This window comes from Fulvivirga aurantia (assembly GCF_009711475.1).
Lineage (GTDB): Bacteria > Bacteroidota > Bacteroidia > Cytophagales > Cyclobacteriaceae > Fulvivirga > Fulvivirga aurantia.
The window spans coordinates 1-13,956 of the sequence record NZ_SMMD01000889.1 but is presented as its reverse complement, the minus strand read 5'-3'; the positions used below and the strand labels follow the sequence as shown (position 1 = coordinate 13,956).

At 39.7% G+C, this 13,956-nt stretch carries 12 protein-coding genes; 7 read left to right on the top strand and 5 right to left on the bottom strand.

What is annotated here, in order from left to right; all coding sequences use genetic code 11:
- From E1176_RS15085 to E1176_RS15070, 4 genes are all read right to left on the bottom strand, one after another.
- Window positions 1-918: rhomboid family intramembrane serine protease (locus E1176_RS15085; protein ID WP_155211518.1), on the bottom strand; the 918-nt coding region annotated here is incomplete at its 3' end.
- Window positions 919-923: 5 nt separating this feature from the next.
- Window positions 924-1,718, bottom strand: a complete 795-nt coding sequence (locus E1176_RS15080) for a rhomboid family intramembrane serine protease (protein ID WP_155211516.1) — start codon at window positions 1,716-1,718, stop codon at window positions 924-926.
- Between the two features lie 2 nt (window positions 1,719-1,720).
- Entirely contained in the window at window positions 1,721-3,550 is a 1,830-nt protein-coding gene (mutL, locus tag E1176_RS15075; protein WP_155211514.1) for a DNA mismatch repair endonuclease MutL, read from the bottom strand.
- 16 nt (window positions 3,551-3,566) lie between these two features.
- Complete coding sequence (locus tag E1176_RS15070) at window positions 3,567-3,944, bottom strand: hypothetical protein (protein ID WP_246206070.1); 378 nt, start codon at window positions 3,942-3,944, stop codon at window positions 3,567-3,569.
- A gap of 101 nt (window positions 3,945-4,045) precedes the next feature.
- On the opposite strand from E1176_RS15070, the gene E1176_RS15065 reads away from it, so the two are divergent.
- The 3 genes from E1176_RS15065 (at window position 4,046) to E1176_RS15055 (ending at window position 8,776) form a co-directional block, all read left to right on the top strand.
- Complete coding sequence (locus E1176_RS15065) at window positions 4,046-6,922, top strand: serine hydrolase domain-containing protein (protein ID WP_155211512.1); 2,877 nt, start codon at window positions 4,046-4,048, stop codon at window positions 6,920-6,922.
- Between the two features lie 8 nt (window positions 6,923-6,930).
- Window positions 6,931-8,073, top strand: coding sequence for an N-acetyl-alpha-D-glucosaminyl L-malate synthase BshA (gene bshA, locus E1176_RS15060; protein WP_185152832.1), 1,143 nt, complete (start codon window positions 6,931-6,933; stop codon window positions 8,071-8,073).
- 82 nt (window positions 8,074-8,155) lie between these two features.
- Entirely contained in the window at window positions 8,156-8,776 is a 621-nt protein-coding gene (locus E1176_RS15055; protein ID WP_155211508.1) for a sterol desaturase family protein, read from the top strand.
- A gap of 73 nt (window positions 8,777-8,849) precedes the next feature.
- Here the strand turns inward: E1176_RS15055 and E1176_RS15050 are convergent, their stop codons facing one another.
- Window positions 8,850-9,014: a hypothetical protein gene (locus tag E1176_RS15050; protein WP_155211506.1), complete on the bottom strand. Its 165-nt coding sequence runs from the start codon at window positions 9,012-9,014 to the stop codon at window positions 8,850-8,852.
- Window positions 9,015-9,186: 172 nt separating this feature from the next.
- On the opposite strand from E1176_RS15050, the gene E1176_RS15045 reads away from it, so the two are divergent.
- The 4 genes from E1176_RS15045 to E1176_RS15030 all read left to right on the top strand — a co-directional run bounded on the left by E1176_RS15045 (window position 9,187) and on the right by E1176_RS15030 (window position 13,878).
- The gene (locus E1176_RS15045) at window positions 9,187-10,284 is read left to right on the top strand and encodes a vWA domain-containing protein (RefSeq protein ID WP_155211504.1); all 1,098 of its coding nucleotides are present in this window, start codon (window positions 9,187-9,189) and stop codon (window positions 10,282-10,284) included.
- Window positions 10,284-11,783, top strand: a complete 1,500-nt coding sequence (locus E1176_RS15040; protein ID WP_155211502.1) for a P-loop NTPase family protein — start codon at window positions 10,284-10,286, stop codon at window positions 11,781-11,783. Before E1176_RS15045 ends, E1176_RS15040 begins: the two co-directional genes overlap by 1 nt.
- Window positions 11,784-11,796: 13 nt before the next feature.
- Window positions 11,797-12,438, top strand: a complete 642-nt coding sequence (locus E1176_RS15035) for an AlbA family DNA-binding domain-containing protein (RefSeq protein WP_155211500.1) — start codon at window positions 11,797-11,799, stop codon at window positions 12,436-12,438.
- A 99-nt stretch (window positions 12,439-12,537) separates the two neighbouring features.
- Complete coding sequence (locus E1176_RS15030) at window positions 12,538-13,878, top strand: PhoH family protein (protein ID WP_155211499.1); 1,341 nt, start codon at window positions 12,538-12,540, stop codon at window positions 13,876-13,878.
- The last annotated feature ends 78 nt before the right edge of the window (window positions 13,879-13,956 follow it).

The window sequence follows — 13,956 nt, the reverse complement described above, 5'->3', positions numbered from 1 at the left end:
ATTAAAAAGCTTTTGCTTCTCTTCTTTAGACAAGCTTTCATACCCTTTCTCTGAAATTTTATCCAAAATAGCGTCTATCTCATCTTGAGAGGCATTTGAAGAAGCTGAAGAATTTGTTACCGTAGTTTTCTTTCTGGCAGTTCTTTTACTTGAAGTCTTCTCTTTTTTATAGCTGACTTTAATGTTTGATTGTTTTACAAAAAAGCTTTTGAAGAAACGCATAACACTTAGCACCCAGGCTCCCCAGTCATTTCCTTTTTGTAGTTGCTTGATAAATATAAAGCCTATAAGTGCTCCACCGAGGTGAGCAACATTACCTCCTGCGTTTGCACCAACTGATCCAAGAAAAGATAACACAATGTAGAATGCCGCAATGTATTTGATTTTAACAGGCCCGAGAAATAGCAAGTAAAAAGTATAGTTAGGCATTAGAGTAGCTGCCGCGACAGTGACTGCATAAACAGCAGCTGAGGCCCCTACCATGCCAGGAAAACCACTTCTTTCTATATAAAATGGCACTAAATTGTATACCAGGAGATAAGCAATTCCTCCGGCTAAAGCACCTAATACATAAAGGCTGATTACTTTATCGCTTCCCAAATACTCGATAATGAGTTTGGCAAACCAGTAAAAAATCAACATGTTGAAGAGAATGTGAAATATATCTGACAGACTATGTGCAAAAGCGTAGGTAATAATAGTCCATGGCTTCATTAAAAAGTCTCCAAATATTGGAGGTATTGTAAACTGGTCATAAACCACCTCAAAAAGAGGCTCGAAACCAGAAAGTGAGGCAAAAACTCTCAGTAGTGCAAGAAATAAAAATACCACCACATTGATAATTATCAACTGGGTATGTGCACTATTTGGCCTATTAAAGGCGTTTTTAAATTCCTCTTTAAATCCTCCGCTGTACATATTTTCTAATAAAACTTATTTCTTTGACTTTGCCAATATTTAATCATGATGAACGCAAATATCATACCCCCGAGGTGGGCAAAATGCGCTACATTATCTCCCGGATTTCTCGACAATCCTGAGTAAAGCGCAATTGCACCTAATATAAGTACCAGATATTTAGCTTTGATTGGAATAGGTGGAAAAAGCAACATCAACTCTGTGTTAGGAAACAACATGCCAAAAGCCATTAAAACACCATAGATCGCACCCGAAGCGCCTAACATTGAACCATAGTTAAAGGCTTTGTTATACAGACTTTTGACTATTGACTTACTTTCGTTTATATACGCCTGGTTATCTGGTTGTCTACTAAAATCAGTTATAAACTCATAAATAGACGGGCCAAAGTATTGGCTATTATCATCAACAAACACATTGAGGTTGTCGGGAGTTGGATCAATTACGTAGGCCTCTACATCACTCTCCAAATCGTTCATCCTCACATACTCGATGCCGCTGTACAATACCCCTGCGCCAATACCTGTTATGAGGTAAAATGTTATAAATCTCTTCGGCCCCCAAAATTGCTCGAGCATTGGCCCCAGAAACACAAGGCCCAGCATATTAAATAATATATGGCCAAAACCACCGTGAGCAAACATGTAGGTGAAAAACTGATATGGGGCGAAGTTTTCGGAACCTATCTTCCATAATGACAAAATGCCAGTGAAGTTTAAACTGGCAACCAATGATTGAAGTATAAAAACAACTACATTGATGATAAGAAGGTTTTTTACTACCGGAGTGAGTTTAAACATATTTACTTAAAGTAATTTTCTATCTGTGATAATTCCATTATATAAAAGGTACGTTGCCCGTTAGGCGCATAATTTGGGTTGCTACAGGCAAACAACTGATCGATAAGTCCAGACATCTCTTCTTCGCTTAACCTCTTACCGTGCTTCATCGCACTCCTTTTGGCTAGTGCACGGGCAAGATTCTCTCGCCTGGGTATGGAAAGTTCCGATTTATTTTTTTTGTATTGCTCTATAAGTCCCTCAAAAATTTCCTTTTCATTACCAGAAGGTAAATCTGCAGGTATACCTTTTACCAATACGTCAGTTTTTCCAAACGGTTCTATCATAAAACCTAGCGCTCTCATCTCATCGTCCATATCCATTACAACGGAATAGTCACTTGGGTTTAAAGAAACTGTCTGTGGAAACAAAGTTTGTTGTGATGCACCCGATCGATGTTCTAAGTTTTGAAAGAAATTCTCGAATAAAACACGTTCGTGGGCCGCTTGTTGGTCAACAATCATCATCCCGGATTTTACCTGCGTGATGATATAGCCATTGTGCAACTGAAAAATTGTACTCTTCTCAACAGGCTGCTCTGCTGGTGAGGCCGGTGCATTCATTTCGCTACCAAAAGTGAGCGTCATCGGCTCTTCCTCCGGCTCACGACTTACCTCTCTAGGTCTTATATCTCTGCCCTCATGCTCACTAAAAAGCTTCTCCCAATTGTCGAAGTTTGACTGCTCCCTCGGTGAGGTGGTAGTTTTAAATTGTGCGTAATTTTTATCCTTAACTGTCTCTCGAGGTATATTGAGTTTCTGACTAAGGTTGATATCCGCATCAAAATCCAGTGCAGGTGTGATATTATGTGTAGCCAGCGCCTGTCGCACGGCTGCTCTCACCACCGCATACACCACGCGCTCATTGTCAAATTTTATCTCGGTTTTGGTTGGGTGCACATTTATATCGACATGTTTGGGATCCATCTCCATAAACAGCACATAAAAAGGAAAGCTACCCTCAGGCAACAGCCCCTCAAAAGCGTTCATCACGGCATGATTAAGGTAATTGCTTTTGATAAAGCGATTATTTACAAAGAAAAATTGCTCACCACGAGTCTTCTTCGCAAAGTCAGGCTTACCAATATAACCATGAACTTTTATCTGATCCGTTTCCTCCTGACAAGCAGCTAACTGTTCTCTATAATTTTTACCAAAAAGAGAAACGATACGTTGGCTAAGTTTGCCCGAGTGTAAATTATAGGTCTCCAGATCATTCTGATACAGAGACATAGCCACTTGTGGATTGGCAAGCGCTACACGCTGAAACTCATCTACGATGTGCTTCATTTCCACACCATTAGATTTTAAGAAATTTCTTCTGGCCGGCACATTGTAAAACAGGTTTTTTACACAAATTGAAGTGCCCTCATCTGTAGCTGTTGGCTCCTGTTTTTTCACCTCAGAGCCTTCTACATAAATAAGAGTGCCCAATTCTGCCTCTCGCTGCTTAGTTTTTATTTCTAACTGAGAAACTGCCGCAATAGAAGCCAGAGCTTCTCCCCTAAAGCCCATGGTTCTGATTTTGAATAGGTCTTCTGAGGTTGTGATTTTTGATGTAGCATGGCGCTCCAGGCTCATGCGTGCATCTGTAGCCGACATACCTTTACCATCATCAATTACTTGCATGAGGGTTTTGCCGGCTTCTTTTATAATTACACGTATGTCTAAGGCGTCTGCGTCTATGGCATTTTCCAGGAGTTCTTTTATGGCTGAGGCCGGGCGTTGTACTACTTCACCAGCGGCTATCTGATTGGCTAAAGAATCTGGTAAAAGACGAATAATATCTGGCATGCAATAAGCTGTCTCTTTATAGTTTCCCTTTCACTTTCAAGTACAATAATAGAGAAGATACCATTAAAAAGACGTATAAAGCGATATTTCCAAAAAACCAATAACCTACCAGCCCACCAACTAATAACAAAAGTATGACTATCTGCATCATATTCACACTCTTCGCTTTGGCACGTTTCATCACAAAAGAGCCACGAATCCTGGATGAGGCTGATTGCTCACTGGCTTTTGATTTGCCGCTATCGAGTTTAAGCTCGCGCCTTATATCTGCAGTGCGCTGCTCGATTTCTTCTTTTACAGGATCGTAGTATCTTGGTTCGATATGAAATCGCTGATATTTGGGGGTTTTTATAATGGAAGGGAGCTTCATAGAAATATTTTCTTTTATTGACATAAGCCTTGCGGCTAATATCGACACAAGGTCTATGTAAATTTATATCTTAGCAGAAGACAAAATTAATTTTTTATTCGTTGTATCCATAAAGAAACGGCTGCATGATCAAAAAAGTTTTTAGCGCCTTTTTATTATATTTTTTAATCGCAGGCACTCTAAATGCCCAAAGCAAACTACAACAAACTGAGTGGGTAGATAGCGTTTATAACGCTTTAAACCTTGAAGAAAAAATTGGCCAGTTGTTTATGGTTGCGGCTTATTCGGGGGGTAATGAGCAGCATTACCAGGTAATTGACCAGTTGATTAAAAAGCATAAAATTGGCGGCCTCATATTTATGCAAGGTCACCCTCACAGTCAGGCCAGACTTGTAAACAGGTACCAATGCCTCTCTGATGTGCCATTACTTATAGGTATGGATGCAGAGTGGGGCCTTGGTATGCGACTCGATAGCACGGTAAGTTTTCCTAAGCAAATGGTTCTTGGTGCCATCGAAAATGATACGCTCATTTATCAAATGGGAGCGCTTATAGCTAAACAACTTAAAAAAGTGGGCGCTCACGTAAATTTTGCGCCTGTTGTAGACATCAACAGCAACCCAAATAATCCTGTAATTGGCGTTCGCTCATTTGGTGAAAATAAGGAGCAGGTTGCGCAAAAGTCAGTCGCCTATATGAATGGCTTGCAAGACAATGGTATTTTGGCTGTTGCCAAACACTTTCCGGGCCATGGAGATACAGATAAGGATTCTCACAAAACTTTACCTTATATAAATCACTCTAAAGAGCGATTGCAACAAACAGAACTGTACCCTTTTTCTCAACTAATTGAAGCTGGTGTGGGTGGTGTTATGACGGGCCATTTACTCATTAATGCCCTGGACAGCAGAAACCCGGCATCACTTTCACCAAAAATTACGGGAGATCTGCTACATGACGAACTAAATTTTGATGGATTGGTCTTTAGCGATGCGCTAAATATGAAAGCTGTAGCAGGGCTTTATGAATCGGTAGAAGCTGCTGCTTTTCTCGCGGGAAATGATGTCTTACTTTTCTCACAAGATGTGCCGGGAGCCATTAAATCATTAAAAAAGCTGATCAAAAAAGACCGCGATGCTAAAAGGCAACTTGCAGTAAGTGTAAAGAAGGTGTTAAATGCTAAATACAAAGCCGGTCTTTATCACAAACAGGATCTGAATACTGATAATCTCACTTTAAAGCTCAACGCTCCACAGCTGGAAGTACTTAAAAGAAAACTTTATGAGAATGCTGTTACTCTCGTGAAAAACGAGGGCCAAAGCCTCCCTGTCGATATTTTAGACAACAAATACTTTGCGTCAATAGATTTAGGCAATACAGACACCTTTAATGAGTATCTAAAGAAGTTTACCTTTTTTAGTCAGTTTGAGAATATAAGTAGACTTTCTACCAGAGAGCTTTCTGCTTATGATTATGTGATGGTAGGTCTTACAAAAATACCCGATGCTAAAACTCTTGAAATGCTGGGCGTAGTCGACCAAAAAACAACATTAATCATCAGTTATTTTGGGTCACCTTATGAGATGATGCCATTAGAAAATTTCAATAATGTACTCTGTCTTTACGATAATAATGAGATGACACAGAAACTAGCCGCAGAAGCTATTTTCGGTGCTATACCGGCAGCAGGAAAACTTCCGGTTTCTATTTCCCAAACTTTGACAGCGGGTACGACCAATAAAACGAATAGCAATCAACGACTAGCTTACTCGATCCCTGAGGCTGTGGGTATGGATAGCAAAGTGCTAAATAAAATAGATAGGATTGTAAATGAAGCCATTGCAGACCAGGCCACACCAGGGTGTCAGGTTTTGGTTGCCAAAGATGGCAAAGTAGTTTTTGAAAAGGCTTATGGACATTTCACTTACGATAGCATTAAAAGAGTAACTCCAGAAACTATTTACGATATAGCATCAATTACCAAAGTTTTCGCTTCTATGCAGGCCTTTATGTTTTTAGAGGAAAGAGGCCTTGTAGATCTTGATAAAAAAATCTCCCTCTATCTACCTGAACTTGCTGGCACCAATAAGGAAAACATGACCTTCAGGGATATTCTCACACACCAGGCTGGTTTATGGCCTTATCTACCTTTTTGGAAGCAAACTCTACTAAAAGACACTATCTATAGATCTGACTTCTATCTAGAGGAGCTTACGCCTAATTATCCTAACCAGGTTTCTACAGGCTTATACAGCTCAAACATTATGCAAGACTCTGTGTGGCAGTGGGTAAAACAGTCAAAACTAAGAACCAAAGAGCCTAACAAACCCTATGATTATAAATACAGTGACATGGGTTATTATATGGTTAAGCGATTGGTAGAAAAACTGCTAAATCAATCCATGGAAGTATTTCTTCAACAGAATTTTTATGACCCGATGGGCCTCTCGACTATGAGCTATCTGCCGCTGTGCAAATTTCCGCTAGACAGGATAGCCCCAACAGAAAATGACAACTATTTCCGTAGAACCCTTGTTTACGGTATGGTACATGATCAGGGTGCGGCATTATTAGGTGGTGTGGCCGGTCATGCAGGTTTATTTAGCAATGCCAATGATATGGCTAAAATGACGCAAATGCATCTCAATGGAGGCACATATGGCAACCTGAGGTATTTTAAAGAAAGTACATTAGATAAGTTTACTGCACAGCAATATGCCAACAATAGAAGAGGTATTGGCTGGGACAAACCGCTACGAGGAGAGTGGTATGGACCTACCTCTGAGTATGCCAGTGGCAAAACGTTTGGACACACCGGATTTACCGGTACGGCAGTATGGGCAGATCCTGAATTTGATTTGATCTATGTATTTCTTTCAAACAGAATTCACCCGGATGCCAGCAATGCTAAACTTATTAAAAATAATATTCGTACAAGGATTCAGGACATCATTTATGAGTCTATCTGGGAACAACAGCAGCATGCTGAAAATTTGAATTAATGGACAGAATAAAAATAGGGATCGTTTGTTATCCCACATTTGGAGGTAGTGGTGTAGTAGCTACAGAGTTGGGTAAAGCGCTGGCTAAGGCAGGGCATGAGATTCATTTTATTACTTATTCTCAGCCCACCCGTTTAGATTTCTTTAACGAAAACCTGTTTTACCACGAAGTAGACATCAGGACTTACCCTCTCTTTGAATACCCTCCATATGAACTGGCACTTGCCAGTAAAATGGTTGATGTAGTAAAGCATGAAGGCCTTGATTTACTTCATGTACACTATGCTATACCACACGCTTCTGCTGCATACATGGCTAAGCAAATCCTGAAAACAGAAAACATCGATATTCCCGTGATCACAACACTTCACGGTACTGACATCACTCTTGTGGGCAAAGACGCGTCTTACGCTCCTGTAGTCACCTTTAGCATCAATGCCTCTGATGGTGTAACAGCTGTATCTGATGATCTGAAAAAAGACACCTACCAGCACTTCAAGATAGTAAATGATATTGATGTGATACCCAATTTCATCGATCTTGACCGATTTAAAAAACAAAAGAAAGAGCATTTCAGAAAGGCCATATGCCCGGATGACGAAAAACTTTTGGTGCATACATCTAACTTTAGAAAAGTAAAGCGAGTAGACGATGTGGTCCGTGTTTTTCATAATATAAGAAAAGAGATACCAGCCAAACTACTCCTTGTAGGTGATGGCCCGGAACGCTCAAATATTGAGCAACTATGCCGCGAACTTGGCACTTGCTCTGATATAAGATTTTTAGGTAAGCTAGAAGCAGTTGAAGAAGTTTTATCGGTAGCTGATTTATTTATAATGCCCTCAGAAAAGGAAAGTTTTGGTTTAGCAGCACTTGAAGCTATGGCCTGTGAGGTGCCGGTAATCTCTACCAATACGGGAGGTTTACCGGAGTTAAACATTCATGGCGAAACTGGGTTCATGAGTGAGGTTGGTGATGTAGATGACATGACAAAAAATGCGCTGAAGATACTTGATGAAAAAAATCTTCCTAAGTTTAAATCAAATGCACTGAAGCGAGCTAAGATGTTTGACATCAGTAAGGTTATGCCTCTGTATGAGCAGATGTATGAGCGTGTACTATCTGGAAAAACAGAAGCACAGCCTATTTAATTGATAAAATAAGCGGTTATTTCTCCGTTTATTTTTGTTAAATAATAAATTCGTAATTTAATTTTGAGAAAAAAACCACGCAATGGCCAAAGGATTCACTAAAGAGTCAACGATTAGTAATAAGGGTACCAAAAAACTATTCGACAACCCTATTATAGAAAGATTGTCTCGTACACATATTTCTATACCAATTATCTTATTTACGATTTACTCCGCAGGCTTACTGTATTGGAGTATTGTAAACACAGCCTCGAGTGCAGCTACCACTACGGGGTTATTTTTTGTAGGTCTACTCACTTTTACACTTGTAGAGTATCTGGCGCATCGCTATATATTTCATATGAGCACCTATACAGAATTGCGAAAAAAGCTACAATATGCTTTTCATGGCGTACATCACGATTACCCTCGGGATAAAGACAGACTGGCTATGCCTCCAATAATGAGCATTACTATAGCGACAATACTTTTATTCTTATTCAGGCTCGTTATGGGTGATTTTACTTATGGCTTTTTACCAGGCTTTCTGATGGGTTATGCAGGTTACCTGTTTGTACACTATATCGTACACGCATACCAACCTCCTAAGAATATCTTTAAAAAGTTATGGGTACACCATGGCATCCATCATTATAAAAATCCTGAAAGGGCGTTTGGGGTATCTTCTCCGCTGTGGGATTATATCTTCAGAACGATGCCCTAAGGCATTGAGGAAAAGACAAAAAATTAAGCCTTATGATAGACATAAGGCTTTTTTATTTTATAGAAAGGTATTCTTAAATATTCTCTTTTTCTTGCTCTACTTCCTGAGTATCAACAGGAGCCTTAGCATAGGTTGGGCATGTATAAGTACTGCAAGATGCAAGTGCTGATACAAATAAAACTACTAAAGCGACAACTATAACATTCTTCATTTTTAGACCAGTTAGGTGTTTAAACATATTCCTCAGAAGTTTGAACTCATAAAGTACCACAATAGTTTCTTTTTTTCCATACGATTAATCTTTTTTTATAGAAAAAAGAATTTACAAGCTCTAGGAATTATAAACGATAGCAGCGAACATTGGTTCATAAATAGTGGTTTAACTAATACAGCACATTGATCAATACTTGATGATAGGAAGCCGATTTACAGAGTATATACCCGATAAGGACGAAAATAAATCAGACTTTGATAAGCTATTTGACGTTTTCATGCAATTGGTGGTCATTACTTCTGGTGATGTATCCGAAGCGCTTAACTGGCTCACCAACCTGGATTCGCAGTATAACTTATCAGGAGACAATTATGGAATTGGGGACTTTATAGAAGACCTCAAAGACAAGGGCTATATCTCAGACCAAACACCGGAAGGCACATTTGAGCTTACAGCCAAAAGTGAGCAAAATATCCGCACCAGCGCCCTCGAAGAGATTTTTGGAAAGCTTAAAAAGTCAAGAAAGGGTGATCATAAAACGAATTTTGGCGGATTGGGTGATGAACCGAGTACAGATACACGCGATTATCAGTTTGGTGATACCTTAGAACAAATCTCTATGACCGATTCGCTGAGAAATGCTCAGATCAACCATGGTTTGGATAACTTCATGATGACTGAAGGCGACTTAGAGGTCAGGGAGCATGAGTTTAAAACACAAACATCTACGGCCTTGATGATCGATATCTCACACTCGATGATATTATATGGGGAAGATAGAATAACTCCTGCCAAAAAAGTAGCCATGGCACTTGCTGAGCTTATCACAAAGAAATATCCAAAAGACACACTTGATATATTGGTTTTTGGCAATGATGCCTGGCAGATAGAAATTAAAGACCTGCCCTATTTACAAGTGGGGCCATACCATACCAATACCATAGCCGGTCTCGAACTTGCCATGGATTTGCTCAGAAGACGTAAAAATCCTAACAAGCAGATTTTCATGATCACTGATGGAAAACCAACCTGCATGAAGCAGGGAATAAAATATTATAAAAACAGTTTCGGTCTCGACCCGAAAATTTTGAGTAAAACATTAAACCTGGCTAAGCAATGCAGAAAAATTAATATCCCAGTCACTACATTTATGATTGCTTCAGATCCATATCTCAAGGCTTTTGTAAAAGAATTTACAGAAGTGAATAATGGCAACGCTTACTACAGCAGCCTAAAGGGTCTCGGACATCTTATTTTTGAAGATTACAGAAGAAATAGAAGAAAGAAATTTTAATGGACCATACTAAGATAAAAACCCTGGGAGAGCTAAAAGCTTCCGGCTACTCACCCAGACCTGTAAAGCAAGAGTTAAGGGAAAACCTGATTCAAAAAATAAAAAATAAAGAGAACGTTTTTAAAGGAATTTGGGGATATGAAGAAACGGTAATTCCAGACCTGGAGAGAGCCATTCTATCTATGCACGACATCAACCTGTTAGGTTTGCGTGGTCAGGCCAAAACCAGACTGGCAAGACTCATGGCACTTTTGCTTGATGAGTATGTACCGGTGGTTGAGGGATCAGAATTAAATGACGATCCGTTAAGGCCACTTTCTCGCTACAGCAAAGACCTTATAAAAGAAAAGGGTGATGACACACCGATAACCTGGATGCATCGCGATGAGCGCTACACAGAAAAATTAGCCACTCCGGATGTGTCAATTGCTGACTTGATCGGTGACGTTGATCCGATAAAAGCAGCCACACTTAAGCTGCCTTACAGTGATGAGAGAGTGATTCACTTTGGCCTCATACCGCGGTCTCATAGAGGCATTTTTGTAATTAATGAGCTCCCGGATCTACAAGCCAGAATACAAGTGGCCTTATTTAACATCTTACAAGAGGGTGATATACAGATTAGAGGTTTTAAGGTAAGGCTTCCTTTAGATTTGCAATTTGTGTTTACGGCTAACCCTGAAGATTATACAAACCGGGGTAGTATCGTTACTCCTCTTAAGGATAGGATCGACAGCCAGATTATAACACATTACCCTGAAGATCTTGAGGTTGCTCGTAAGATCACAGAGCAGGAAGCTTTTATAAAAGAAGCTCAGAAAGAAAAAATACAGGTGGTAAATATCGCCAAAGATTTAATTGAGCAAATAGCTTTTGAAGCCAGGGATAGCGAATATGTAGATGCTAAAAGTGGGGTTTCAGCCCGTCTGACTATCTCTGCATACGAAAACCTCATGAGTGCTGCAGAGCGTAGATCTTTGCGAAATGATGAAAATACATTTGTAAGAATTTCTGATTTTTATGGGGTAGTACCTTCTATTACCGGTAAAGTTGAGCTCGTATATGAAGGCGAGCAGGAAGGACCTGGTATAGTGGCACATAACCTTGTTGGTAAAGCAATACGTACTCAGTTTGTAAATTACTTCCCAGACCCTGAGCGGTTGAGAAAAGAAAAGACCGGCAATAATCCTTACAACAAAATTATAGAGTGGTTTGGCGATAGCAATATGCTTGATATCCTTCATGACTTTGGCAACAAGGAATATAAAGAAACCCTTACCAGCGTGCCGGGGCTAGCTGAATTGGTCGATAAGTACCATAGCAAGAGTGAAAAAGAAACCAAGCTATTTTTAATGGAGTTTGCACTACATGGCCTGGCAGAATACAGCATGCTTAGTAAACATTCTCTATCTAAAGGGCTTCAGTTTAAAGACCTGCTCAGCAGTATGTTTACCATGCCTGGGGCAGATGATGAAGAGGGCTACGAAGACGATATATAAACTAGCAAAAACCATGGAACTTAGTGAGGCCAAGAGGCTTATCCGTGGTGGAGAGTCTCAAACCGTTGAGTTTAAAAGAAAAATTAAATACCCGGAAAAGGTAATCAAAGAACTGGTAGCATTTGCTAATACAGACGGAGGTTACCTTTTCGTAGGTGTGAGTGATGACGGAGATCTGGCGGGGGTAAAATACCCTGATGAACACATATTTTCTTTGAACACGGCCATAGAAAAATACTGCAGGCCCAAACTACCCTTTGAGCAGGAAACTTTACGACTCACAGAAAGTGAGTCATTGGTTGTTTATCATATACCATCGAGTGAGCGTAAACCGCATTATATCTTAAATCAACCTGATAAAACCAAGCAGTTTTTTGTGCGATCAGAAGATAAAAGTATAAAAGCCAGCCGACAGGTTAAAGAGATTATCGAGCGCAGGCGCAAGCAGAAAAGTGTGACCTTCAATTTTGGTGATAAAGAAAAATGGCTGATGGATTATTTGGACAAAAATCAGTCGATTACGCTCCAAGCTTACAAAAAACACGCAAAAATCAACACATACCAAGCCTCCAGAGGACTGATACTCATGGTGTTAGCCAATGTGTTAGAAATTATTCCGAGTGACAAAGAAGATCTTTATACACTGAAAAATTAATTCAGAAGAATTAGCAAAATCTTAATCAATCTACTTTCCTCTTTAAAAAAGTTACCTATTTTTACTTAGGTTCATTTCTATTTTTTAACCCCCAGTGGTATGGCGAAAGCGAATAACGAGAAGAAGATTTTTGTATTAGACACTTCTGTAATTATCTACGAACACAACTCAATAATGAATTTTGCTGAGCATGATGTAGGGATTCCTATCACTGTGCTCGAAGAGCTCGATCAGTTTAAGAAAGGCAACGACACAAAAAACTTCGAGGCTCGTGAGTTTACCCGTTTGTTAGACAAACTTGCTGATGGCAGAATGCTCCATGATTGGAATCCGCTAAATGGCAGTAAAAACAAAGGAGACTTCAAAGTTTTGATGGGTGCCAAAAGTAAGGTAGATGCCAACGAGGTATTTGATGAAGCCAAGGCCGACCATCGCATTCTCAATGCAGCTTTACAACTGCAGCAGGAAATGAAAGGCCGAAAGGTTATCCTGGTTACTAAAGATATTAACCTCAGACTCAAGGCTAAATCGTTGGGACTACCAGCGGAAGATTACAATACCGGTAAAGTGAAAAATGTAAACACGCTTTATACCGGTAAAATGGTCTCTGACAAAGTATCGCCAGATAAAATCAACGAACTCTACGAAAACGGCTCTTGTGATCCGGCTGATGTTTTAGGCAAAAAGAAGCCTACTAAAAACAGCTACTATATTTTAAAAAGTGGTAAAAAGTCAGTTTTGGCTTACTACAACCCTCTCAATGAGAAAATTGAACATGTTGTAAAAAAGCCGGTTTATGGAATAAAACCAAGAAATGCCGAGCAAACATTTGCCATACATGCCATCCTCAATCCGGAAATAAAGCTTGTTTCTATGCAGGGAGTAGCGGGTACCGGTAAAACACTTATAGCCTTAGCAGCGGCCTTGGAGCAAAAGCGAAACTTCAAACAAATATACTTAGCGAGGCCTATTGTACCTCTGAGTAACAAAGACATTGGTTACTTGCCAGGCGACATAAAGTCGAAATTAAACCCATACATGGAGCCGCTTTGGGATAACCTCAAATTTATACAAAACCAGTATAACGAAACCGATAAGGAATACTCCAAGCTCACAGAGATGGTGAACCAGGAAAAGCTGGTGATTACACCGTTGGCTTATATCAGAGGGCGTAGTTTATCAAACATATGTTTTATTGTGGATGAGGCGCAGAATCTTACCCCGCACGAAGTGAAAACTATTATCACACGTGCTGGTGAAAACACGAAGATTATTTTTACAGGTGATATACATCAGATTGATACACCTTATTTAGATTCTCAAAGTAATGGCTTGTCATACCTGATCGATCGTGTAAAAAATCATGAGTTGTATTCGCACATTACATTAGAAAAAGGTGAGCGCTCTGAGTTAGCCAATCTTGCGAACGAATTGCTTTAGTTTTTTGACCTGTTACGTGTAGAAGTTTTACACATGCAATATAAAATTGCAAAATGATTCAAATGGTTGATTAAATAA